This window comes from Pseudomonas sp. Root329 (assembly GCF_001424925.1).
GTDB lineage: Bacteria > Pseudomonadota > Gammaproteobacteria > Pseudomonadales > Pseudomonadaceae > Aquipseudomonas > Aquipseudomonas arabinosi.
In genome coordinates, this window is the sequence record NZ_LMCV01000034.1 from 537,299 (window position 1) to 561,307 (window position 24,009).

Annotated in this window: 24 protein-coding genes and 1 pseudogene; 11 read left to right on the plus strand and 14 right to left on the minus strand. The window is 58.8% G+C overall.

The window, feature by feature from the left end; all coding sequences use genetic code 11:
* Positions 1-38 precede the first annotated feature (38 nt).
* Positions 39-1,340 carry an MFS transporter gene (locus ASC74_RS24225; RefSeq protein WP_236713333.1) on the minus strand — a complete coding sequence of 434 codons (1,302 nt, stop codon included), beginning with the start codon at positions 1,338-1,340 and terminating at the stop codon, positions 39-41.
* Between the two features lie 430 nt (positions 1,341-1,770).
* Between ASC74_RS24225 and quiC the strand changes: the two genes are divergently transcribed.
* The gene (quiC, locus tag ASC74_RS24230) at positions 1,771-3,672 is read left to right on the plus strand and encodes a 3-dehydroshikimate dehydratase QuiC (RefSeq protein ID WP_056744638.1); all 1,902 of its coding nucleotides are present in this window, start codon (positions 1,771-1,773) and stop codon (positions 3,670-3,672) included.
* A gap of 102 nt (positions 3,673-3,774) precedes the next feature.
* Complete coding sequence (locus ASC74_RS24235) at positions 3,775-4,452, plus strand: TetR/AcrR family transcriptional regulator (protein ID WP_056744640.1); 678 nt, start codon at positions 3,775-3,777, stop codon at positions 4,450-4,452.
* 36 nt (positions 4,453-4,488) lie between these two features.
* Here the strand turns inward: ASC74_RS24235 and ASC74_RS24240 are convergent, their stop codons facing one another.
* From ASC74_RS24240 to ASC74_RS24250, 3 genes are all read right to left on the minus strand, one after another.
* Positions 4,489-5,343 (minus strand): shikimate dehydrogenase, encoded by an 855-nt coding sequence (locus ASC74_RS24240; RefSeq protein ID WP_056744701.1) that lies wholly within the window; start codon positions 5,341-5,343, stop codon positions 4,489-4,491.
* A gap of 5 nt (positions 5,344-5,348) precedes the next feature.
* Positions 5,349-5,789, minus strand: a complete 441-nt coding sequence (gene aroQ, locus ASC74_RS24245) for a type II 3-dehydroquinate dehydratase (protein ID WP_008084592.1) — start codon at positions 5,787-5,789, stop codon at positions 5,349-5,351.
* Positions 5,790-5,930: 141 nt separating this feature from the next.
* On the minus strand, positions 5,931-6,842 hold the full coding sequence (locus ASC74_RS24250; RefSeq protein WP_056744642.1) for a LysR family transcriptional regulator: 912 nt from the start codon (positions 6,840-6,842) through the stop codon (positions 5,931-5,933).
* Positions 6,843-7,118: 276 nt separating this feature from the next.
* Here ASC74_RS24250 and ASC74_RS24255 point away from each other — a divergent pair, with 276 nt between their 5' ends.
* Together ASC74_RS24255 and ASC74_RS24260 are read left to right on the plus strand one after the other, a co-directional pair.
* Positions 7,119-7,547: a hypothetical protein gene (locus ASC74_RS24255; RefSeq protein WP_056744643.1), complete on the plus strand. Its 429-nt coding sequence runs from the start codon at positions 7,119-7,121 to the stop codon at positions 7,545-7,547.
* Positions 7,544-7,990, plus strand: a complete 447-nt coding sequence (locus ASC74_RS24260) for a DUF2442 domain-containing protein (RefSeq protein WP_056744646.1) — start codon at positions 7,544-7,546, stop codon at positions 7,988-7,990. Before ASC74_RS24255 ends, ASC74_RS24260 begins: the two co-directional genes overlap by 4 nt.
* Before the next feature lie 54 nt (positions 7,991-8,044).
* Here ASC74_RS24260 and trmA read toward each other — a convergent pair whose 3' ends face one another.
* Together trmA and ASC74_RS24270 are read right to left on the minus strand one after the other, a co-directional pair.
* Positions 8,045-9,124: a tRNA (uridine(54)-C5)-methyltransferase TrmA gene (gene trmA, locus ASC74_RS24265; protein ID WP_056744647.1), complete on the minus strand. Its 1,080-nt coding sequence runs from the start codon at positions 9,122-9,124 to the stop codon at positions 8,045-8,047.
* Complete coding sequence (locus ASC74_RS24270; RefSeq protein ID WP_056744649.1) at positions 9,121-10,416, minus strand: NCS2 family permease; 1,296 nt, start codon at positions 10,414-10,416, stop codon at positions 9,121-9,123. Before ASC74_RS24270 ends, trmA begins: the two co-directional genes overlap by 4 nt.
* Positions 10,417-10,630: 214 nt before the next feature.
* Here ASC74_RS24270 and ASC74_RS24275 point away from each other — a divergent pair, with 214 nt between their 5' ends.
* Positions 10,631-11,086: a DUF4879 domain-containing protein gene (locus ASC74_RS24275; protein WP_056744650.1), complete on the plus strand. Its 456-nt coding sequence runs from the start codon at positions 10,631-10,633 to the stop codon at positions 11,084-11,086.
* A 66-nt stretch (positions 11,087-11,152) separates the two neighbouring features.
* Positions 11,153-11,704 (plus strand): DJ-1 family glyoxalase III, encoded by a 552-nt coding sequence (locus tag ASC74_RS24280; RefSeq protein WP_056744652.1) that lies wholly within the window; start codon positions 11,153-11,155, stop codon positions 11,702-11,704.
* A gap of 6 nt (positions 11,705-11,710) precedes the next feature.
* Here the strand turns inward: ASC74_RS24280 and ASC74_RS24285 are convergent, their stop codons facing one another.
* The 3 genes from ASC74_RS24285 to ASC74_RS24290 all read right to left on the minus strand — a co-directional run bounded on the left by ASC74_RS24285 (position 11,711) and on the right by ASC74_RS24290 (position 13,613).
* On the minus strand, positions 11,711-11,998 hold the full coding sequence (locus ASC74_RS24285; RefSeq protein WP_056744654.1) for a HigA family addiction module antitoxin: 288 nt from the start codon (positions 11,996-11,998) through the stop codon (positions 11,711-11,713).
* A gap of 13 nt (positions 11,999-12,011) precedes the next feature.
* Positions 12,012-12,290 (minus strand): type II toxin-antitoxin system RelE/ParE family toxin, encoded by a 279-nt coding sequence (locus tag ASC74_RS31380; RefSeq protein WP_082555882.1) that lies wholly within the window; start codon positions 12,288-12,290, stop codon positions 12,012-12,014.
* 84 nt (positions 12,291-12,374) lie between these two features.
* Entirely contained in the window at positions 12,375-13,613 is a 1,239-nt protein-coding gene (locus tag ASC74_RS24290) for an MFS transporter (protein ID WP_056744656.1), read from the minus strand.
* Positions 13,614-13,973: 360 nt separating this feature from the next.
* Between ASC74_RS24290 and ASC74_RS24295 the strand changes: the two genes are divergently transcribed.
* From ASC74_RS24295 to ASC74_RS31385, 3 genes are read left to right on the plus strand one after another with little or no spacing between them, the layout of a single operon-like run.
* The gene (locus tag ASC74_RS24295) at positions 13,974-15,413 is read left to right on the plus strand and encodes a cytochrome ubiquinol oxidase subunit I (RefSeq protein ID WP_056744658.1); all 1,440 of its coding nucleotides are present in this window, start codon (positions 13,974-13,976) and stop codon (positions 15,411-15,413) included.
* A 3-nt stretch (positions 15,414-15,416) separates the two neighbouring features.
* Positions 15,417-16,424 carry a cytochrome d ubiquinol oxidase subunit II gene (gene cydB, locus ASC74_RS24300; protein WP_056744661.1) on the plus strand — a complete coding sequence of 336 codons (1,008 nt, stop codon included), beginning with the start codon at positions 15,417-15,419 and terminating at the stop codon, positions 16,422-16,424.
* Between the two features lie 57 nt (positions 16,425-16,481).
* Entirely contained in the window at positions 16,482-16,652 is a 171-nt protein-coding gene (locus ASC74_RS31385; protein ID WP_082555883.1) for a DUF2474 domain-containing protein, read from the plus strand.
* A gap of 83 nt (positions 16,653-16,735) precedes the next feature.
* On the opposite strand, the gene ASC74_RS24305 is transcribed toward ASC74_RS31385, so the two are convergent.
* Entirely contained in the window at positions 16,736-17,860 is a 1,125-nt protein-coding gene (locus tag ASC74_RS24305) for a methyltransferase (RefSeq protein ID WP_056744663.1), read from the minus strand.
* Between the two features lie 175 nt (positions 17,861-18,035).
* On the minus strand, positions 18,036-18,767 hold the full coding sequence (locus tag ASC74_RS24310) for an autoinducer binding domain-containing protein (protein WP_056744666.1): 732 nt from the start codon (positions 18,765-18,767) through the stop codon (positions 18,036-18,038).
* 346 nt (positions 18,768-19,113) lie between these two features.
* Between ASC74_RS24310 and ASC74_RS24315 the strand changes: the two genes are divergently transcribed.
* Positions 19,114-19,890: a ferredoxin--NADP reductase gene (locus tag ASC74_RS24315; RefSeq protein ID WP_056744667.1), complete on the plus strand. Its 777-nt coding sequence runs from the start codon at positions 19,114-19,116 to the stop codon at positions 19,888-19,890.
* Positions 19,891-19,935: 45 nt separating this feature from the next.
* On the opposite strand, the gene mscL is transcribed toward ASC74_RS24315, so the two are convergent.
* Positions 19,936-20,349, minus strand: a complete 414-nt coding sequence (mscL, locus tag ASC74_RS24320) for a large-conductance mechanosensitive channel protein MscL (protein ID WP_046048765.1) — start codon at positions 20,347-20,349, stop codon at positions 19,936-19,938.
* Between the two features lie 631 nt (positions 20,350-20,980).
* On the opposite strand from mscL, the gene radA reads away from it, so the two are divergent.
* The gene (gene radA, locus ASC74_RS24325) at positions 20,981-22,348 is read left to right on the plus strand and encodes a DNA repair protein RadA (RefSeq protein WP_008149143.1); all 1,368 of its coding nucleotides are present in this window, start codon (positions 20,981-20,983) and stop codon (positions 22,346-22,348) included.
* A gap of 454 nt (positions 22,349-22,802) precedes the next feature.
* Here the strand turns inward: radA and ASC74_RS24330 are convergent.
* The coding region (locus ASC74_RS24330; protein WP_156400846.1) for an IS110 family transposase at positions 22,803-23,689 on the minus strand (887 nt) is incomplete at its 5' end.
* A 1-nt stretch (position 23,690) separates the two neighbouring features.
* Positions 23,691-23,930 (minus strand): annotated as a pseudogene (locus tag ASC74_RS32755) (IS110 family transposase); the annotation flags it as partial.
* Positions 23,931-24,009 lie beyond the last annotated feature (79 nt).

Genomic DNA, 24,009 nt, shown 5'->3' on the forward strand with positions numbered 1-24,009 from the left:
AGGGCAGGCCTGGAATCAGGCCTGCCGGGGGAAGGGTTTTACGGGGTGACGGTCGGAATCTTGCGCGGTGCCATGAAGTACATCCAGATCAGCGCGATGAAGTACATCGCCGGAATCATGGTGAACAGCACGGTGTAGTTGTTGTTGGTGATCGTCAGAATGTGGCCGACCAACTGGGTCATGAACATCCCGCCGATGGCCGCGCACATGCCACCGAAGCCGAACACCGTACTCATCATGTGTTTAGGCGTGTAGTCCATCACCAGGCTCCAGATGTTCGCAGTCCAGGCCTGGTGTGCACCGATGGCCAGGGAGATGGCGAACACCGCTACCCACAGACTGCTCGAACCCGCCGCCATGATCACGCCGACGATGCAGCAGGCGAACAGGAACATGGACATCAGCCGCGCCTTGATCGGGTTGACGCCGCGGCCGATCAGGAACGAGGACAGGATCCCGCCGCCGACGCTGCCGAAATCGGCAGTGAGGTAGATGATGATCAGCGGGATGCCCATTTGGGTCACGTTGATCCCCAGGTTGTATTGCTGATTGAGGAACGGTGGCAGCCAGTAGAGGTAGAACCAGAACACCGGCGCGGTGATCGCGTAAGCCAGGGCGAAGGCCCAGGTGCCACGCATGCGCAGGATTTTCGAGAACGGTACGCGGGATTGTTCCGGCTCTACTTCCTTCTGGATGTAATCCAGTTCCGATTGTTTAACGCTCGGGTGATCTTCCGGGTTGAAGTACTTCAAGCCCCAGAACAGCAACCAGATCCCGCCCAGTGACGACATGCACAGGAACGCGGCCTGCCAGCCCCAGACATGCAGGATCAGCGGCAACAACATGGGGGTGAACATCGCACCGACGTTGGTCCCGGCGTTGAAGATGCCGGTGGCCACGGCGCGTTCGCCGGCCGGGAACCACAACCGGGTGGTCTTCACGCACGCCGGGTAGTTGGCGGCTTCCGTCAGACCCAGAATGAATCGGCAGACCATGAAGCCGACGGCCGACGTGGCCAGGCCATGGGCGCCGGTCGCCAGGCTCCAGAGCAGCACGGCGAAGAAGAACACGCGCTTGACGCCGACCCGATCGATCAACCGGCCTTGCAGCACGAAACCGATGGCGTAGCCGACCTGGAACCAGAAGTTGATGTTGGCGTAGTCCATCGCCGTCCAGCTCATTTCCTTGGCGAGAATTGGCTGCATCACGCCCAGTGCGGCGCGGTCGATGTAGTTCAGGGTGGTGGCGAAGAACACCAGCGCCAGCATGCCCCAACGGGTTTTGCCGACCGCCATCGCGCCGCGGATCTTGTCGCCGATGCCACCAGTGGCAGGAGTCATGGAGGAACGCTCCACGGGAGAGCTTTGAGAAGGAGTCATGTAGGCCACCGATTATTTTTATGTGGTGTTCTGGGTCTTTGGTAACCGGGTCCTGTTGTTTACGGCCGGACCCAATGTGGTGCTGATGTTGCGCAGTGGACGAAAAATCGTCAATTCGCCAAGGGCCATTGTGTTCGATAATCGCACGCAAAACTAACCGGGTAGTACACTTTGAATTGCTGTGGGGAATCTTGCGGCCAATAATTCACTTCAACAAAAACGCGGTCCCTGTAGGAGCTGCCGAAGGCTGCGATCTTTTGATCTTGATCTTCCGTCGGACCTATCACCGAGAGATCACGATCAAAAGATCGCAGGCTTCGCCAGCTCCTACGTAAAAGCGAAAGCGTGCGATGTCGATAACAAGACTGTCTCCACCACCGGGAGTCGAAATATGCAGCGTTCCATTGCCACCGTGTCCTTGAGCGGTACCCTGCCGGAAAAACTTGAAGCCATCGCCGCCGCCGGTTTCGACGGGGTGGAGATTTTCGAGAATGACCTTCTCTACTACGACGGCAGTCCGCGGGAAATCAAACAGATGTGCGCCGATCTCGGGATCGCGATCACGCTGTTTCAGCCCTTTCGGGATTTCGAGGGCTGCCGCCGCGACCGCCTGCCGCGCAACCTGGAGCGGGCCGAGCGCAAGTTCGACCTGATGCAGGAACTGGGCACGGACCTGGTGCTGGTGTGCAGCAACGCCTCGGCCGACGCCATCGGTGACGAACAGATTCTGATCGACGACTTGCGCCTGCTGGCCGAGCACGCCGGTGCTCGTGGTTTGCGGATCGGCTACGAAGCGCTGGCCTGGGGCCGCCACGTGAACACTTATCAACAGGTGTGGAACATCGTCCGTCAGGCCGATCACCCAAACCTCGGCGTATTGCTGGACAGCTTTCACACGCTGTCGCTCAAGGGGGATCCGAGCGCGATTGCCGAGATTCCCGGCGACAAGATTTTCTTCGTACAAATGGCCGACGCGCCGATCCTGGCCATGGACGTGCTGGAGTGGAGCCGGCATTTCCGCTGTTTCCCGGGCCAGGGCGAATTCGATCTGCCGGGTTTCCTCACGCCGATCATCAAGAGCGGTTATACCGGGCCGTTGTCGCTGGAGATCTTCAATGACGGCTTCCGCGCCGCGCCGCCACGGGCCAATGCCGCCGACGGTTTGCGCTCGTTGCTGTACCTGGAAGAGAAAACCCGCGAACGTCTGGCGCAGGAAGCCACGCCACCGGCCACTGTCGACATTCTGTTCGAGACGCCCCAGGCCAGCGAGTACAACGGCATCGAGTTTCTTGAATTCGCCGTGGACGAAAGCCTTGGCGCCAAGCTGTCCCATTGGCTGGAACGGCTGGGTTTCGTCAAGGCCGGCCAGCATCGCTCCAAGAGCGTGAGCCTGCTGCGTCAGGGTGATATCAACCTGATCCTCAACTCCGAGCCTTACTCGTTCGCCCACAGTTTTTTCGAAGCTCACGGCCCCTCGCTGTGCGCCACTGCCGTGCGGGTCAAGGACAGCGCCAGTGCGCTGGCCCGGGCCGTGGCCTATAAAGGTCAGCCGTATCGCGGGCTGGTTGGCCCCAATGAACTGGAACTCGCCGCGGTGCGCGCGCCGGATGGCAGTCTGATTTATCTGGTGGACCAGGACGCCGATGTCTACGGCACCGACTTCAATCTGCAACCCGCCGCCATGGCCAGTGGCGGCCTCAAGCGCATCGACCACATGGCCATGGCGCTGCCGGCCGACAGCCTCGACAGTTGGGTGCTGTTCTATAAAAGCCTGCTGGATTTCGAAGCCGACGATGAAGTAGTGCTGCCTGACCCGTACGGTCTGGTAAAGAGTCGGGCGCTGCGCAGCCGGGACAGTTCGATCCGCTTGCCGCTGAACATTTCCGAGAACCGCAACACCGCGATCTCACACGCGCTGTCGAGTTATCGCGGCTCCGGCGTGCATCACATCGCCTTCGATTGCGACGACATCTTTGCCGAAGTCAGCCGGGCCAAGGAGGCGGGCGTACCGCTGCTGGATATCCCGCTCAATTACTACGATGACCTCGCCGCGCGGTTCGATTTCGACGACGAGTTCCTCAGCGAACTGGCCTATTACAACGTGCTCTACGACCGCGATGCCCTGGGTGGCGAGCTGTTCCATGTGTATACCGAGCCGTTTGAAGGACGCTTCTTCTTCGAGATCATCCAACGCAAGAACGGTTACGCAGGTTACGGCGCCGCCAACGTTGCGGTGCGACTGGCGGCGATGGCCAAGTCTCGAAGTGGTGCCGTACGTCAGGCAAAGTTGTAGGAAAATCGTAAACACGGGTACAAACCGCCGCCGCACGGCTTCCTTCACTGTGCGGCGCGGCCCATAATCGCCAACCTGTGCAGTGATGGCCGTGAGCCCGCAATGACGATAACTTCAGAACTCTCCGCAGCGCCCGACGAGCCGATTGTCGAGCCGCGCAAGAGTCGCAAGAACAACCCGGAAAAGACCCGCGAGAACATCCTTCAAGAGGCGATTGTCGAGTTCGTCCAGCAGGGACTTTCCGGCGCTCGCGTCGATGCGATTGCCGAGCGCATCCACACCTCAAAACGCATGATCTATTACTACTTCGGCAGTAAGGAACAGCTCTACATCGAGGTGCTGGAGAAACTCTACGGCGATATCCGCAGCACCGAAAACCGTCTGCACCTGACCGAACTGGCTCCGGTCGAGGCTATTCGGCGGCTGGTGGAATTCACTTTCGACCACCATGATCGCAACGTCGACTTTGTGCGGATTGTCAGCATCGAGAACATTCACAACGCTGAATACGTGAAGCGCTCCGATGCGATCAAGGCGATGAACAACACCATCCTCGATTCACTGGGCGAGATTTTGCGTCGCGGTGCTGAGGAAGGCGTGTTCCGCGCGGGGCTCGAGCCGTTGGATGTGCATCTGCTGATCAGCTCGTTCTGCTTCTATCGTGTGTCGAACCGCCATACCTTCGGTGAGATTTTTCAGGTCGACTTGCCGGACGAAAGCATCAAGCAGCGTCATCGCGAGATGATTTGCGAGTCGGTTTTGCGCTATCTGCAGGCCTGATGTGGGGTGAGGGGATTGCCCCCTCGCCACATCCGTTCAGCCATTCATGCTCTGAAAATGTTCCAGCATCCGCTGCGCATCCGGCACTACGCCGCTGAACAATTCAAACGCCTTCACCGCCTGAAACACGGCCATGTTGCCGCCATCCAGCGTGCGGCAACCCAACGCGCGGGCGTTGCGCAGCAGTTCGGTTTCCAGCGGGAAGTAAACAATCTCCGCCACCCACAACTCACCTCGAAGCAGCTCAACCGGCACTGGCATGCCCGGCAGTTTTTTCATGCCCATGGGGGTGGTGTTTACCAGACCGTCAGCCTGGGCCAGGGTGCTCGGCAAGTCATGGCCCGCCACAGCCCGGCCGACGCCGAAATGTTGATTGAGATTGTCCGCCAGGCTCTGGGCACGGCTGATCTCCACGTCGAAAATGTTCAGCAGCTGTACGCCTTCACTCAATAGGGCATGGGCCACTGCCGCGCCAGCGCCACCGGCGCCCATTTGTACGACGCGCTCAAGGGCAACGCCCTTCAAGCCTCGACGAAAACCCTCGGCGAACCCCAGGCAATCGGTGTTGTGGCCGATGCGTTTACCGTCCTTCAGCACGACCGTGTTCACCGCCCCAATGCCTCGGGCCTCTGGTGACAACTCGTCGAGCAGCGGGATGATCGTCTGCTTGCACGGAAAGGTGATGTTCAGGCCGGTGAAGTTCATCCGCTCGGCGGCCATCAACAGCTCGGGCAGGGCACTGCTGTTGAGTTTCAACGGGTCCAGATCAATCAGGCGATAGAGGTAACGCAAGCCCTGGGCATCGCCTTCATGCTCGTGCAATGCCGGGGTGCGAGAAGCCTGGATGCCGGCGCCGATCAGTCCGGCCAGCACAGCGTTGGTCTGAGTCACGGCGTTCACCCCTTCAAACGTTGGCTGAAATGCTCCAGCGCCAGACGATAGCCGTGGCTACCGAAACCGGCCATCACCGCCGTGGCGATGGCCGAAACAAAAGAGTGGTGGCGGAAGGGCTCGCGGGCATGAACGTTGGACAGGTGGACTTCGATCACCGGCAATTCGCTGGCGACCAACGCATCGCGGATCGCGACCGAGGTGTGGGTCCAGGCGGCCGGGTTGATGACGATCCCGGCGCAACGGCCGCGCGCGGCGTGAATCCAGTCGAGCAATTCGCCTTCATGATTGGTCTGGCGAAATTCCACCGCCAGGCCGAACTCTTCGGCGGCACGACCGCACAAGGCTGAGATGTCGGCCAGTGTTTCGTGGCCGTAAGTCGCCGGTTCACGGGTGCCGAGCAGGTTCAGATTCGGGCCGTTGAGCACCAGAACGATAGGGGGCATCGGGGTATCTCCACTTATTGTTTTTGGCATTGGCCGAGGGTTTCAGCCTGTGGGGATAAATTGTACTAGCTGGTTAATTTGGTCAATTGTAGAGGCGGTTCTCAGGGTTAATGTGTGCGGTGATCGGACGGTTTCGGCTTTTCAGCGGGGCAGATGCTCCACCAGAAAATCGATAAACGCCCTCAATCGCAACGGCATATGGCGAGTTTGCGGGTAGAGCAGGGTGAACGGTCGCGAGCGCCCACCATAAGGCTTGAGCACTTCCACCAGCGAGCCATCGGCCAGTTCGTTTTCGACGATGAAGCGATAGGTCTGGAACAGTCCCGCCCCGTGTTTGGCCAGGGTCACGCCGCCCAGTACGTCGTCGGAACAACTGAGATTGCCCTCGGCCAGAATCTCCCGATGCACGCCATTGTCGTTGAACAGCCAGGCAATCCGCCGACCGCTGCTAGGCAATTCGTACTGGATGCACTCGTGCTGTTTAAGATCATCCAGCGTTTGTGGAACGCCCGCGTGCTTCAGGTAGTCAGGACTGGCAATCATCACCAGCGGGGCGTCTTCCAACTGTCGGGCGATCAGGCCGGAATCCGGAATCGCCCGTACGCGAATCGCCATGTCATAGCCTTCACCGACGAAATCGATGTTGCGATTGCTGATGTGCGACTCGACCTTCACCGCCGGAAAGCGAGCTCGAAATGCCGGCAACAGCGGCAGAATCCGGTGATGGGCATAGGTGGTGGGAATGCTGATGCGCAAGGTGCCGGAAGGCTGTTGCTGCTGGCCCATGACCTCGCGCTGGGCCTCGACCAGTTGCGCCAGCGCCTGACGACATTCCTCGTAATACCGCCGACCACTGTCGGTCAGTTTGACGCTGCGGGTGGTGCGGGCAAACAACCGCACGCCCAGGCGTTCCTCCATGCGCGATACCGAGCGGCTCACGGCTGCGGGCGTCACGCCAGCCACCAGCGCGGCGGCGGTAAAGCTGCCAGCCTCGGCAGCCAGACAAAACAGTTCGATGCTGCCCAGCTGAAGATCGTCGAATTGTCGCTGCATGATTGATTACACCGAGGATCAAATGAAGGACTGAATTTCGCCACTGTAAATGAAATTGTCGAGACGGTGGTTTACTTGGCCCGTGCCGATTTCACCATCATTTTTGTGGAGGCGGTGAAAGGATTGCTTACCAATTTGCGCCGTTATCCGCCGGCCTGATAAGAGCCTGAGCACTAGGCTCAATGGCGGATGGCTGATCGAAAGCTCAGCGCCAGTTATCGGATTTTCCAGGGAATGTCGGGTCTTCGGGCTCATTAACCTAACGGATGGGTTAGCATGAGATTATTCAGCTACAAAGGGTTTTCAATGGTGATCATGTTGCGCGACGAGCACTGCCCGCCGCATGCACATGTGGATGCCGGAACCTGGAGTGCGCGCTTCAAATTCAGCTTCTGGCACAACAGTGTCGAGCTGTGGGACGTGGTTCCTCATTCTCGCAGGCCACCTGTGGCGGTGCTGGAAGGGTTGCGTCACGCGCTCGGACAACCCGCACATTTGCGCCGCGCTCGGTGTATCTGGTGGGACAAGCTGCACACGGTCTGCCTCGATCATCAGATATGGGACTGGCAAACCAGCGAAGTCGTGGTGGTAAAAAGGGTCGCCAGTACGACCTGCATGATTGGCTCGGCTTGCTATGAGCCCGAGACGAACAAGACCCTACTGGCGCTGATGGGCGTTCCGGAGGGCGTGGAGATCGAACTATGAAAACGATAACAGCAAAAATGTTGGTGGATCGGCCCGTAACCGAAGCCGTGCTGGATGAAGCCATCCAGCGTGGCCAAGTGCGCCACAAAGGTGGTCTGCGGGCGACTTCGGTGACCTTTGTGGAACCGTGCCTGGCGGTCAATTTCATTGATGGCAGTGGCGTGCTGTTGCCCGTGCAGCACTATCCGGAGTTCGATGATTTCGACGTCGAGGATTTCGCAGACCTGAAAGTCGGCTTCTCCGGGACAGCCCTCTGCCACGAGGGCAAGGATCTGCAGGTCTCCATCGCCGGGATGGTTTCGGCCAGCAAGCCGCTGATGGACATGGCTGCTTCGGTCATCGCCTCACGCAATGGTCGCCAAAGCAGTGCCGCCAAGGCTGAGGCCGCGCGGGCCAATGGCCGTAAGGGCGGGCGTCCGCGCAAGACAGATATCACCCTTTAAGCACGCACAAAAAAGCCGTCGTGATGACGGCTGATTTGTTTCTGCCAACGGCAATCAACGACGGGTCAACAACACCCCGGATTCCATGTGGTGGGTCCACGGGAACTGGTCGAACATTGCGCATCGGGTGATGCGATGGGTGTCGTGCAACTGGGCGATGTTGGCCGCCAGGGTTTCCGGGTTGCAGGAGATGTAGAGGATGTTGTCGAAGCGACGGGTCAGCTCGCAGGTGTCCGGATCCATGCCGGCGCGAGGCGGATCGACGAAGACGCTACCGAACGCGTAGCTCTTCAGATCGATACCGTGCAGACGACGGAACGGACGAACTTCGTTCAGGGCTTCGGTCAGCTCCTCGGCGGACAAGCGCACCAGGGTGACGTTATCCACAGCGTTTTCGCTGAGATTGCTCAACGCGGCATTGACCGACGCTTTGCTGATTTCGGTGGCCAGCACTTTGCGTACGCGCGTCGCGAGCGGCAAGGTGAAGTTGCCGTTGCCGCAATACAGCTCCAGCAAATCGTCGGAGCGATCGCCGAGTGAGTCGTAAGCCCAGTTGAGCATCTTCTGGTTCACGGTGCCGTTGGGCTGGGTGAACGCGCCTTCCGGCTGGCGATAGCTGAAGGTGCGACCGCCGACGTCCATCTGCTCGACCACGTAATCGAGGCCGATCACTTCGCGTTTGCCCTTGGAACGACCGATGATGCTGACGTTCAGGTCGGCGGCCAGTTTCGACGCCGCCGCATGCCAGTGCTCGTCCAGCGGGCGGTGATAGCACAGCGTGATCATCGCATCGCCGGCCAGGGTGGTCAGGAACTCCACCTGAAACAGCTTGTGGCTCAGGGCTGCACTGGCTTGCCATGCCGCTTTCAGCTGCGGCATCAACTCGTTGATGCGCAGGCTGGCGATCGGGAACTCTTCGATCAGGATCGGCGTGCGTTTGTCTTCCTGGGAAAACATCGCGTAGTGACGCTCGCCGGCTTCGCGCCACAAGCGGAATTCGGCGCGCAGGCGGAAGTTTTTCAGCGGCGAGTCGAATACCGCAGGTTCTGGCGCACCGAACGGGGCCAACAGGTCACGCAGGCGCGTGACCTTCTCTTCGAGCTGAACGGCGTAAGCCTGGGAATCAAAAGTCATGCGTTGAACCAACCCAACTTGATCACGAACAGAATCGACAGAATCACCAGTGCCGAGTTCAGCTCACGGCCGCGGCCGGACAGCAACTTGATTGCGGTCCAGGAGATGAAACCGAAGGCGATGCCGTTGGCGATGGAATAAGTGAACGGCATGGCCAGAGCAGTGACCACGACCGGTGCGGCGACGGTGATGTCGTCCCAGTCTATTTCGGCCAGGCCGGATGTCATCAATACTGCGACGAACAGCAGTGCAGGCGCGGTAGCAAAGGGTGGAACGCTGGCCGCCAATGGCGAGAAGAACAGCGCCAACAGGAACAGAATCGCCACGACAACAGCGGTCAGGCCGGTGCGGCCACCGGCACTCACGCCGGCTGCGGACTCGATGTAGCTGGTGGTGGTCGAGGTGCCCAGCAGCGAACCGGCCATGGCCGCGGTACTGTCGGCGATCAGGGCGCGGCCCATTTTCGGCATGTGGCCGTCCTTGCCCATCAGGCCGGCGCGCTTGGCGACGCCGATCAGGGTGCCGGAGTTGTCGAACAGATCCACGAACAGGAAGGCGAAGATCACGCTGACCAGACCGATGTCCAGGGCGCCCTTGATGTCCAGTTGCAGGAAGGTCGGGGCCAGGGACGGTGGCATCGACATGACGCCGCCGAACGGGGAGAAGCCCATCACGATCGAAACGATGGTCACCGTCAGAATGCCGATCAGTACCGCGCCGCGCACTTTAAGCGCTTCGAGCGCCACGATCAGGGCAAAGCCGAGGGTCGCGAGGATTGGGGCCGGTTGTTTCAAATCGCCGAGGCCGACCATGGTGGCCGGGTTGCTCACCACGATGCCCGCGTTATGCAGGGCGATCAGGGCCAGGAACAGTCCGATACCAGCGGCAATCGCCGAGCGTAGCGCCAGTGGGATGCTGTTGATGATCCATTCGCGAATGCGGAAGATCGACAACAGGAAAAACATCACCGCCGAGATGAACACTGCTCCCAGCGCCACTTGCCAGGTGTGGCCCATGTGCAGGACCACGGTGTAAGTGAAGAAGGCATTCAAGCCCATGCCCGGCGCGAGAGCGATCGGGTAGTTGGCGATCAGGCCCATTACCGTGGAGCCGATGGCGGCTGCCAGACACGTGGCGACGAACACCGCGCCCTTGTCCATGCCGGTCTCGCCGAGGATGCTCGGGTTGACGAACAGAATGTAGGCCATGGCCAAAAAGGTCGTGAAGCCCGCCAGAATCTCGGTCCGCACGTTGGTGTTATGTGCCTTGAGTTGAAACAGCCTTTCCAGCATGTCTGCTCCCCGTGGCGCGCCAGGCGCCGTGAATGTATCGACCTCAACAGCAAAGCACAGACCGCTGCAGGCGCCTGGTAATTTTCTGTGGGTCGGAAAAAGCCGCGCATCATACCAGCAGCGTGGGGCTATGGCTGCTTATGGCTGCGATCGTCGTCGATGTTTTGCGGAAAAGCCAAGTGCGCCATACTGCGCGCTGGTTTTGGGGGTACTTATGTATTGCATGAATAAACGTCTGATTGCCGTATTCGGAGTGTCGATCGCCATGTTCCTGGGGGCACACACCGCCTCGGCCGCATCGGCGGCGCCGCTGAGTCAGGTGAAGGTACTCAAGGTCGAGTCGCCGGCCTGCGGCTTTGAAGACATCGCTCAGGGGCAAGAACAAACCCGCTGCAATCACAGCGGACCGAACATCAAGGTCTACGTGCTGGAAGTCGGTTACGGTCGTAGCGCGCATGTCGGGCTGGACGGTTTTGAGGTGAACGGCACCCGGACGCCGGTCTGTGCGTTTGATAACGGTAATCTGACCGATTGCACCGTCGGGAAAAAAACCGTCGGCTATCTGTATGTCTTCGATCTGGCGGGTAAACAGGAAGGCACGTTCACCTTCAGCAACACGTCGATCAACGCGCCCGGCAATACGCTGTCGACGCAGCTTTACATCAAGTAACGGCGGGCTCGAACAAGGGTCAGGAAAGCTGACTACGCTTTAAAGATCATCCAGTGGACTGTGCCCATGACCTTTAGAGCTCTGATTACCCTCGCCGAGGGCATCGATGACCTGCAAGCAGTGACCCTGATCGATGTGCTGCGCCGTGCCAAGGTTGAAGTGGTGGTGGCCAGCATCGAGGGGCGGCGCATGCTCACCTGCGCGCGCGGCACCCGAGTGACGTCCGATGCGATGCTGGTGGACGTGCTGGCACAGCCGTTCGACCTGATCGTCCTGCCCGGCGGTGCCGTGGGGGCGCAACATCTGGCGGCGCATCAACCCCTGCAACAATTGATCAAGGATCAGGTGGCGGCCGGGCGCCTGTTCGCCGGCATCGCCGAGGCCCCGGCGCTGGCGCTGCAAGCCTTTGGCGTACTGCGTCAGCGGCGCATGACCTGCCTGCCATCGGCCAGCCATCAACTGTTGGGGTGCAACTTCGTCGATCAACCGGTGGTGGTCGATGGCAACTGCATCACTGCCCAAGGTTCAGGGGCGGCGCTGCAATTCGCCCTGACGCTGGTGGAACAACTCTGCGGTAAAGCCAGGCGAGCGGCGGTGGCGGGGGAGTTGGTGGTTTAGAGAGTGTCAGGCGTGGACGGCAATGGGTTCGATGACCGGTTGCTCACGCTGCTCCGCTTGCCAAAGATCGTAGTCGGTCTGAACACCTAGCCACATTCTGGCCTTACCAATTCCGGCCCGCTCCAGGCGCACCGCCAAATCAGGACTGATCGGCGCATGGCCATGCAGCACTCGCGATAGATGCGGGCGCGCAAATCGCAGGTGCCGGGCCAGCTCTGTGACGCTGATGCCCAGTTCAGGCAATACATCCATCAAAAGGGCTTCGCCAGGGTGTGGCGGGTTGTGCATGGGCATGTCCTGCCTCCTGTCAGTGGTAGTCCAGATAGTCGACCAGTTCGATGTCTGAACCGATAAAACGAAAAATAACTCGCCAGTTCCCCGAAACGCTCAGTGACCAATATTCGGTCAACTCTCCCTTGAGTGGATGTAATCGCCATCCCGGAAGGTCCAGGTCTCCAGGTAGCGTTGCGCGGTCCATGAACTGAAGCATTCGAGACAGACGCTTCGCATGGTCTGCGCGGATCCCACGAGTCGAACCTGTTTCATAGAAGCCACGAAGGCCTTTGTGCTGAAAGGATTTGATCATGGGTCAAGTGTAAGGCGATACATTACACCTGATGCACTATCTATGTATTGCACCTGCTCGGTAAAAGTGTGATCGGCAACTGCTTCACGCCTTCACTTCTTCCACCGGCACATGCATTTGATCGCGGTTAGCCAGGGTCGGGAACAGTTTGATCCACGCCCCGGTCACCACCAATGTGCCAATACCGCCCATGACCACGGCCGGCACGGTGCCGAACCAGTGGGCGGTCAAGCCGGATTCAAACTCGCCCAACTGGTTCGAAGCGCCGATGAACAGACCGTTCACGGCACTGACCCGGCCGCGCATTTCATCCGGGGTTTCCAGTTGCACGAAGGAGGCGCGGATCACCATGCTGATCATGTCCGCCGCGCCCAACACCACCAACACCGCCAGGGAAAACCAGAACGAGGTCGACAGGCCGAACGCAATGGTCGCGACACCGAATACACCCACTGCGGTGAACATGACCCGTCCGACGTTGCGTTCCACGGCAAATCTCGCCAGGTACAGCGACATCAGCAGCGCACCCACCGCCGGTGCCGAACGCAAAAGGCCCAGACCCCAAGGGCCGGTCAGCAGGATGTCCTTGGCGAACACCGGCAGCAACGCCGTCGCGCCACCGAGCAATACCGCAAACAGATCCAGAGAAATCGCCCCGAGAATGTCCGGACGACTGCGAATGAAGCGGATGCCCGCCAGCAGCGAATCCAGGGTTGCCTTGCCCTTGTTCAGCGGTGTCTGCCGTGCAGGCAGGTTGAGCATCAGCAGGCAGGCGATGATGTAGAGGATCACCGTCGGGCCGTAGACCCAGACGCTGCCGAAGGCGTAAAGCAGCCCACCGAGGGCCGGGGCAACGATAGTCGCCGATTGCTGTGCGGATTGGGCGGCAGCGACGGCGCGGGGGAACAGTGCGCTGGGCACGATGCTCGGCAACAGGGCCTGGGTGGTCGGCATCTCGAAGGAACGGGCGGCACCGAGCAGGAATGCGAGGATGAAGATCATCTCCCGGGTGACATTGTCGGTCGCGCTGCCGATGGCCAGCGACAGGGCGATCAATGCTTGCAGGGACTGACAGATAGCCGCGACCTTGCGCCGGTCATAGCGGTCCGCGACATGCCCGGTGTGCAGCATGAACAGCACTCGCGGGGCAAACTCCACCAGACCGACCAGGCCCAGGTCGAGCACATTGCCGGTCAGTTGGTAGAGGTTCCAGCCAATGGCTACCGTGAGCATCTGGAAACCGCTGGCGGTAAACACCCGAGCCAGCCAAAACGCGATAAATGGGCGGTGATGACGTAACAGCAAGGGCGCTTGGCTGGGCATCTGAGGGCCGGTCTTGAGCGAGGGAGGGTCGAGATTATCACCAAGCTGTAACGAAAAGTTGCAGGGCTGGGAAATTTCGTTAGCTAGACACCGATATGCCTGGCCCGCATCGGTGAGGCAACCTGTCACGCGGCAAAAGACCACACCGTCCATCGTCAAAAATGGGACTACTCTTTTAACGTTGCTTGATCCAGATCAAGACCGCTCGTGGAATTGATCCGGCGGCCAGATGGCCAGACTCCCTACGTTGTGATGTTTGTAAAAAAAGAACGAATTCAAATTCGCCACACTCCATATCCGTGGGGGCAGTGGGTGTAGGCCACAAGCCTTCAGCCGGTATTACCTGACAGAGGAAGACTTATGTTCGGTTTGGAGGCACTTGATCTCGCCCGGATGCAGTTCGCGTTCACCATTTCGTTTCACATTCTATTTCCCGCCATCACCATTGGCCTGGCGAGTTACCTGGCGGTGCTCGAAGGCCTGTGGCTGAAAACCCATAACGACACGTACCGCGATCTGTACCACTTCTGGTCGAAGATCTTTGCCGTCAACTTTGGCATGGGTGTGGTCTCCGGACTCGTCATGGCCTATCAGTTCGGCACCAACTGGAGCCGTTTCTCGGACTTTGCCGGCTCGGTGACCGGGCCGCTGCTGACGTACGAAGTACTCACCGCTTTCTTCCTCGAAGCCGGTTTCCTCGGTGTCATGCTGTTCGGCTGGAACAAGGTCGGGCGCAATCTGCACTTCTTCGCCACGGTCATGGTCGCCATCGGCACACTGATATCGACCTTCTGGATTCTCGCTTCCAACAGCTGGATGCAGACGCCGCAAGGCTACGAAATCGTCAACGGCCAGGTGATTCCGGTGGACTGGCTGGCGGTAATCTTCAACCCGTCGTTCCCGTACCGCCTGATGCACATGGCGACGGCGGCGTTCGTTGCGACGGCCTTCTTCGTCGGCTCCTCGGCGGCCTGGCATTTGCTGCGTGGCAAAGACAACCCGGCGATCCGCACCATGCTCTCGATGGCCATGTGGATGGCCTTGATCGTGGCGCCGATTCAAGCGGTCATCGGTGACTTCCACGGGCTGAATACGCTTGAGCATCAGCCGGCGAAAATCGCCGCGATTGAAGGTCACTGGGAAAACGTCGGTGATGAACCGACTCCGCTAATCCTGTTTGGCTGGCCGGACATGAAAGCCGAGAAGACCAAATTCGCGGTAGAGATTCCGTATCTGGGTAGCCTGATCCTCACGCACTCGTTGGACAAACAGGTCCCGGCACTCAAGGAATTCCCGCCTGAAGACCGGCCGAATTCGACCATCGTGTTCTGGTCGTTCCGGGTCATGGTCGGGCTCGGCTTCCTGATGATCTTCACCGGTTTGTGGAGCCTGTGGCTGCGCAAACGCGACAAGCTGTATACCTCGCGGCCGTTCCTGTACCTGGCGTTGTGGATGGGGCCGTCCGGCCTGATCGCGATCCTCGCCGGTTGGTTCACCACTGAAATCGGCCGTCAGCCGTGGGTGGTCTACGGCCTGATGCGCACGGCAGATGCGTCCTCCAATCACAGCTTCATGCAGATGAGCATCACGTTGATCATGTTCGTCGTGGTCTATTTCGCGCTGTTCGGTGCCGGTCTGGGCTACATGATGCGCTTGGTGCGCAAAGGGCCGAAGATCGACGAAGGCAAGGAAACCAATGAGGGTGGTCCTGGCCGGAAACGCACGCCGGCCCGTCCGATGTCCGCCGCCGATGACAACGGTGATAGCGACCACAGCCCCAGCCTGACCAAGGAGATTTGACTCATGGGTATTGATCTTCCGCTGATCTGGGCCGTGATCATCATCTTCGGCATCATGATGTACGTGGTCATGGACGGCTTCGACCTGGGGATCGGGATTCTCTTCCCGTTCATTCCAGGCAAGACCGATCGTGACGTGATGATGAACACTGTCGCGCCGGTCTGGGACGGTAACGAAACCTGGCTGGTACTGGGTGGCGCCGCGTTGTTCGGGGCCTTCCCGCTGGCCTATTCGGTGGTGCTCTCGGCGTTGTACCTGCCGCTGATTTTTATGCTGATAGGGCTGATCTTCCGCGGCGTGGCCTTCGAGTTCCGCTTCAAGGCCAGGGACGACAAGCGCCATCTCTGGGACAAGGCGTTCATCGGTGGCTCGGTCGCCGCCACCTTTTTCCAGGGCGTGGCGTTGGGTGCGTTCATTGATGGGTTGCCGGTGGTCAATCGCCAATTTGCCGGTGGCTCACTGGACTGGTTGACGCCGTTCACCCTGTTCTGCGGCGTGGCGCTGGTGGTGGCTTATGCGCTGCTCGGTTGCACCTGGCTGATCATGAAGACCGAAGGCAAGTTGCAGGAGCAGATGCATGACCTGGCTCGACCGCTGGCTTTCGTGGTGTTGGCAGTGATCGGTATCGTCAGCATCTGGACCCCGCTGGCCCACGCCGAGATTGCCGCTCGCTGGTTCACCCTGCCGAACCTGTTCTGGTTCCTGCCGGTGCCGATTCTGGTGCTGGTGACCATGTACGGTCTGATCCGAGCGGTGGCTCGCAATGCGCACTACACGCCATTCCTGCTGACGCTGGTGCTGATCTTCCTCGGCTACAGTGGTTTGGGTATCAGCCTGTGGCCGAACATCGTGCCGCCGTCGATCTCGATCTGGGACGCCGCCGCACCGCCGCAAAGCCAGGGCTTCATGCTGGTGGGCACGCTGTTCATCATCCCGTTCATCCTGGGTTACACCTTCTGGAGCTACTACGTGTTCCGCGGCAAGGTCACCCACGAAGATGGCTATCACTAGAACGCGCGACAGTGGCGCAGGGCTGATACCTGCGCCATTTCTTCAGAGGAGATTGCGATGAAGGCGGGTAAACATTCCTTGCAGGAAATCGAAGCAGCAGAGAAAAAGCCGCTCTGGCAGCGACTCGGCTGGCTGGCGATGATCTGGACCGGCAGCGTGGTGGCGCTGTTCATCGTGGCCAGCCTGATGCGCATGTTCATGAATGCCGCGGGCCTGACGACCCACTGATTTTTTGCACCTGATCCCATCCCGTTGCCTTGTGGCACGGATTTACAACCCTCCAATTGCAGGAGGGTTTTTTTTGCCTTGGATTATTTTCGGGCTTTAAGGATCACGAACTTGGGTGTGGCCGCCACTTGCTCGACGCCGCGGAACAACCGCGCGAGCTTGCTGTGATAACCCAGATGACGGTTGCCGACGATGTACAACGCGCCGCCGACGACCAGAGCCTCTCGGGCCTGCTGGAACATGCGCCAGGCCAGGAAGTCACCGACGACTTGTTGTTGGTGAAACGGTGGGTTGCACAACACCACGTCCAGAGACTGAGGTTCCTGACCCGCCAACCCATCACCAGCACGTACAAGCACTTCCCGATCACCCAGCGCCGCGCGCCAGTTTTCGGCTGCCGATTGCACGGCCATGAACGATTCGTCCACGAGCGTGTAGTGGGCGTCGGGGTTTTGCAGGGCGCTGGCGATGGCCAAAACCCCGTTGCCACAACCGAGGTCGGCAACCCGCGCTGAGCCGAGGTTCTTTGGCAGGTGCGGCAAAAACGCTCGCGTGCCGATGTCCAGGCCTTCGCGGCAGAACACATTGGCGTGATTCAGCAATTCGATCTCAGGTGCGTCGAGTCGATAGCGGGTCGGGTAGGGGGACACGACAGGCGCTTTGACTTCAGCGGTCGCGACCAATAGCCGAGCCTTCTTCACCGCCAACGAGGCTTGCACCGGGCCGATGTAGCGTTCCAGCAGATCGCCCGCGGCGCGGGGCAAATGCTTGATCATCGCCGCAGCAATCACCTGGGCCCCCGGCGCCAGTTGACCCTGCAAGCGAATCAGTTGTTCTTCCAGCAAGGCGAGGGTTTTCGGGACCCGGATCAGTACCCGGTCGAAAGGGCCTGAAAAGGCTTCGCTGGCCGGTACGCTTGGCACCGCATCAAACGCCTGGCCATTACGGATCAAATTCTTTTCCAACCCCTGAAAGGCCAGGAACGAGTCGCCGCTGCTGGTCACTTGAACTTTGCCCGCCAGGCTGGCGGCCAATGCGCCAAAGCTGTCGTTGAGCACCAAAACCCGAGTGTCGGCCGAGGGCTGTTGGTCAGCCAGATGGGTGAGCAGGTATTCGTCTGCGGCATCAAACGCCTGCAGCGGTTCATTCTGCTGTTCGGGCTGGCGGATCAGGTCGAGTCGGGCGAAGGGTGTTTCGAGCAAGGGCATGAGGCGGGGCTCTGGGTTATCAACGGGGTCATCAACAGGTATCCCGCGGCCCAAGGGCGTTGTAGCGGGCGAGACCGTCCGAGTGCACTGCGTCGTGAAGGTTCACACGTCAACACTCAAGAAGGACCGCAAATGGTACGTTTTTTTCTTTTGGATTACTTGCAGGTTTTTGTGATCAACGTAGCGCGTTGCTGTGGAGATAGCCGGCCTTGACTGCGGCGATGACTGCCGAGATCTTGTTATTGACCCCCAGTTTCAGAATCGCGGCTTGCACATGAAAATTGACCGTGCGTGCGCTGAGATTGAGGATTCTGGCACTCTCATACGCAGTCTTGCCATCAGCTGCCAGTTTCAATACATCGATCTCGCGGGGAGACAAATGCAGCACCGGTGGCTTCGTCGATTTCCTGGGCAGTGTCTGTGCGATCAACGCATGCAGGTGGCGCCCGATGAATACTGAAAAACCGAGATTTTCATACAGCTCAAACGCAGTGATCGGGCAATGGCTTCTGGCCAGGCTCAGAATGCTGCAAACACCACTGTCCTCGTCATGGACCGATTGTGACCAGCCGTGCTGCAATCCTTGTTTCTCAAGCGCATCCCACAAGCATGGGGTCTTGGAAAAAAGTTCTTCGCTCCAAAGGACAGGCAATCTGGAGTGATTGCAGTGAGCCACTACCGGGTCTATTGCGCTGAAATTTTTTTGTTCATATTCAATGTTCCAGTCGGTAGGGTAGTTGTTGAGTTGGACGGTATTAAAGTGGTCAGTTTTTATTGGGTATGTTGTTGAAAAGGCGAAAAATTTAAAGCCTATATTTTTCGCGAAGCCCAGTGAAATCCGGTAGGCAATATCAATCTCCGTTGTTCGCGATAATTGGTTGAGTTGTGATTCCTTCCACCTCTCCATTGTATCTCTCCAGGTGTGATGTTACTTGGGGGGGTGCCTTTTTGGATCCAATGATCTGGCACGAGCCGAGTGTAGGATGTTTCCTATGTTTGCGTGAGACTTTTTGGCTTTGTTTACGATTTTTAAGCAAGTATCTGGTTCTAACGTTAGGGAGTATTGGCGTAGATAAAGAAATGCCGGGCTTACTATAACCAGACTTGGAATTGTGTGTTAACTGGGTGGTTAATATTAAGTCTTACTATGAAGTTAATGCGAATGAGGCTCTGGCTAAAGCCACTACAAATCACCGGTGTTTAATCACTCCGCTTTGCGGGACACTGTGGCTATCTGTTGAATGGAGCACCCCATGACCGCCAGTGCAGAAAAATTCACTCGCCAGAGCTTGCTCGACGTCCAGTCGCTGACCCCCAGTCTGTTCACCCTGCGGACCACCCGGGATCCGGGTTTTCGCTTTCGTGCAGGGCAATTCGCCCGTCTGGGCGTTACCAAGGCTGACGGCAGCACCGTATGGCGGGCCTATTCCATGGTGTCGTCGCCCTATGACGAGTTCCTCGAATTCTTTTCCATTGTGGTGCCAGGGGGGGAGTTCACCAGTGAGCTGAGTCGGCTGGGAGTCGGCGATACGCTGCTGGTCGAGCGTCAGGCCTTTGGTTACCTGACGCTGGATCGCTTTGTCGACGGCCGTGATCTCTGGCTGTTATCCACAGGCACCGGCCTGGCACCGTTTCTGTCGATCCTGCAGGACTTCGAGGTCTGGGAGAAATTCGAACGAATCATCCTGGTCTACAGTGTGCGCGAAGCCCGGGAACTGGCTTATCAGGACCTCGTCAGCGGGTTGGCCCAGCGCGACTATTTAGCGGAGGTTGCGCACAAGCTGCAGTTCATCACCACCGTCACCCGCGAGCAGCATCCTGGCGCTCTGAGCGGCCGGATCACTGCGCTGATCGAAAATGGCGAGCTGGAGCGGGCGGCAGGCCTGGCGCTGACGGCCGAGCACTCGAGGGTCATGCTCTGCGGCAATCCGCAGATGATCGATGACACGCGCAAACTGCTCAAACAGCGCCACATGCACTTGAGCCTCAGTCGACGGCCGGGGCAAGTGGCGGTGGAAAACTACTGGTAAAAAAGCGGCGCCTCAAGGGCGCCGTTTCTTGTTTGACTAACGCGTTCAGGGCCGATTGTTCTGAGCCTTGAGCAAATCGCGGATCTCTTCCAGCAACTCTTCTTCCTTGGTCGGAACCGGCGGCAGCGTTGGAGCAACGGCCTCTTCGCGTTTCAGGCGGTTGATGGCTTTGACGCCCATGAAGATCGCGAAGGCGACGATGATGAAGTCAATCAGGCTCTGGATGAATTTGCCGTACGCCAGCACTACCGCCGGAATATTGCCGTTGGCTGCTTTGAGCGTGACGGCCAGGTCACTGAAGTCCACCCCCCCGATCAGCAGGCCAATGGGTGGCATCACCACGTCGCCGACAAACGATGAAACGATCTTGCCGAAGGCGGCACCGATGATGATACCGACGGCCATGTCGACCACGTTACCTTTGACCGCGAAGGCCTTGAACTCACTTATCACGCCCATAGGTTATTTCCTTGTTACAGATGAGGTTGGTGAATGCAGTGTAAATCAGCATGATGCATCCTGCTCGAAACAACTGCTTACAGAGCTTGTCAGCTACCGACCTTCTCAGCGGTAAAAAAGTTTGAAATTGCCATCACGCTTGCTCGGGGTGGCAGCTTTGGACTGGGGCCTCCAGTGCACCCGCAGGACATTTTATCCGTCGATCACTCGCCTCTACCGAGCGGAGGGAGGTGCAGGATAAAACTATAGGAAGTAGGGGCAGTCGCATTGGGTTGATGCAAGGCAATGTTCGTTACATGAAGTAGGGTATAAAGACTCACGCCTCAAACAAATTGCCTGTGCTAAGTTTCAGAAGGCCATTATATTGCCATTGGGTTGGCCCAATAGTTAGGTTGTACGTTCGGTTTTTAAATGGCTAAGACTTGTACAGGTTTCGATTTTTGCTTCATTGGGCAACACTAGTATTTGGTTGGGTATGTTGGGGCGGGAAGTTGTACAAGTTTTTATGATTAGTAATGCGATGGTTATATTTCTGGGGCTGAACAAGTTGCTACCGAAGATCCGCTGGGTAACTTCGCCGCGCTGATCCGCACCAGCTGAGCTATCATCGCGGTTTTTGCCGGGAGTTCAGATGGCCAAGGCCAAGCGCATGTACGGCTGCACCGAGTGCGGCTCAACCTTCCCCAAGTGGGCTGGCCAGTGCGGCGAGTGCGGGGCCTGGAACACCCTGACCGAAACCATGGTGGAGAGCGGTGGCGCCGCAGCCCCCAGCGGTCGCACCGGCTGGACCGGTCAACAGGCACAGATCAAGACCCTGGCCGAAGTCAGCGTCGAAGAAATTCCGCGTTTTTCCACAGCGTCCAGCGAGCTCGATCGGGTGCTGGGCGGTGGTCTGGTAGACGGTTCGGTGGTGCTGATCGGCGGTGATCCGGGCATCGGCAAATCGACCATTCTGCTGCAAACCTTGTGCAACCTCGCCAAAGTCATGCCGGCACTGTACGTCACCGGCGAAGAATCCCAGCAGCAAGTGGCCATGCGCGCTCGCCGTCTCGGCTTGCCTCAGGATCAACTGCGGGTGATGACCGAAACCTGCATCGAGACGATCATCGCCACGGCCCGGCAGGAAAAACCCAAGGTGATGGTGATCGACTCGATTCAGACGATCTTCACCGAGCAACTGCAATCGGCACCGGGCGGCGTGTCCCAGGTCAGGGAAAGCGCGGCATTGCTGGTGCGCTATGCGAAGCAGAGCGGCACGGCCATTTTCCTGGTCGGTCACGTGACGAAAGAAGGTGCATTGGCGGGGCCGCGAGTGCTGGAGCACATGGTCGACACGGTTCTGTATTTCGAAGGCGAGTCCGATGGGCGTTTGCGTTTGCTGCGGGCGGTGAAAAACCGTTTCGGCGCCGTCAACGAACTGGGCGTGTTCGGTATGACCGACAAGGGGCTGAAAGAAGTCTCCAACCCCTCGGCGATTTTTCTCACCCGTGCGCAGGAAGAAGTGCCGGGCAGTGTGGTCATGGCGACGTGGGAAGGGACGCGGCCGATGCTGGTGGAAGTCCAGGCGCTGGTGGACGACAGTCACCTGGCCAATCCACGCCGGGTAACGCTGGGGCTGGACCAGAATCGACTGGCGATGTTGTTGGCGGTGCTGCACCGTCACGGCGGCATTCCGACCCACGATCAGGATGTGTTTCTCAACGTGGTTGGCGGGGTGAAGGTGCTGGAAACGGCCTCCGATCTGGCGCTGATGGCGGCGGTCATGTCCAGTTTGCGCAACCGGCCACTGCCCCATGATCTGCTGGTATTCGGCGAAGTCGGGCTTTCCGGCGAAGTGCGCCCGGTGCCGAGCGGCCAGGAACGCTTGAAAGAAGCCGCCAAGCACGGCTTCAAACGCGCCATCGTGCCCAAGGGCAATGCGCCTAAAGAAGCGCCGCCGGGGTTGCAGATTATTGCCGTAACGCGTCTGGAACAGGCGTTGGACGCGCTGTTCGAGTAGCTGCAGGGTGAAATGCATTCCTTGTGGGAGCGGGCTTGCTCGCGAAGTCGGACTGACATTCAGTAATGATGTTGTCTGACACACCGCCTTCGCGAGCAAGCCCGCTCCCACATCTATGGTTACCCCCTTTTCTGCAATACTGTTTTTGATGCGTGTTTGGCTTGCTTTCATCTATCCGGCGCCTTCGCGAGCAAGCCCGCTCCCACATCTATGGTTACCCCCTTTTCTGCAATACTGTTTTTGATGCGTGTTTGGCTTGCTTTCATCTATCCGGCGTCTGAGTGGGGTTGTGGCCCCGCGCCTCGATGAGAATCGATGCCCGACGATCCTAATTATTCGAACGGCCTTTCAGCCGTGTGGGAGCTCAGGGTTGTCGTCAGGCCGGTTGGCCGTTCACGTCATCTGTTATCCAGCATCGCAAAACCAGGTGGGTGGTGCTCGGGTGACAGCAGGGTCAGGCGTTCATCGCGGCTGGCCCTGCATCGAATTCAGTGTGGTGGGCCGCAATCGCCCAGGCGATCCTYGCCAGCTTGTTGGCCAGCGCGCAGACCACATGGTTGGAGTGATGGTGGGCCAGKAGCYGCCGGACCCAGTCYGCTAGCCAGCCTTTCTGTCGGTCCAGTTGCATCAGGTAAACACGGGCACACTGGATGAGCAGGCGTCTCTGGTTTCGATCTCCGCGCTTGCTGATACCCAACAGTACGGTCTTRCCACCAGTGGAATGCTGCTTGGGCACCAGTCCGATCGAGGCCGAATAACCTCGCCCGCATTTGAACTGCTTGCCATCGCCCAATTCGGCCGCCAGGACGCTGGAGGTGATCGGGCCTACGCATGGCATGGTCATCAGGCGAGATGCCAGATCATCTCCAGCGGCCTGGTTTTCTACGTCCTTGTCCAGCTTTTTGACCTGCCCGTCCAGGTAGTTGAAGTGCTCATACAGCATCATCAGGATCTTTTTGATGCGCTCAGAAAATGAGCTCGCCTCAACCAGCGCCGGAACATCTTTGATTGATTTGAAGCTTGGGGGCAGGCTGACGCCAACCTCCAGAAGGGCTGCGTGAATCCGGTTGACGGTCGCCGTGCGGTCTTTGATGAACGAGTCGCGCAACGAGTTGAGCATGGCCAGCGCCTGCTGATCCTGGGTTTTKGGGGGCACAAAGCGCATCGTTGGGCGAGTCGCYGCCTCGCAGATCGCCTCGGCATCAGCGAAGTCGTTCTTGTTGCTTTTCACRTAAGGACGCACGAGATGCGGCGCAATGAGCTTGGGCGCATGCCCCAGCTTTGCGACCTCCTGCGCCATGTAGTGGGCGCCACCACAGGCTTCCATCACGACGGTGCAGGNCACGAGATGCGGCGCAATGAGCTTGGGCGCATGCCCCAGCTTTGCGACCTCCTGCGCCATGTAGTGGGCGCCACCACAGGCTTCCATCACGACGGTGCAGGGTTCGATATTCGCCAGGTGCTGCATGAGCGCCACCCGGTTAAATTTTTTGCGGCAAAGCTCATGGCCACGATCATCCTGCGCATGCAGGTGAAAGGTGTGTTTACCCAGGTCGATGGCGGCAATAGCTACTTTGTTCATGGCAACGGTCTCCGGTGAGCCCCCTGTGAAAGCTTAGTGGGCGATCACAGAGGGCAGCGGGGGTAGCCATTTCATTATT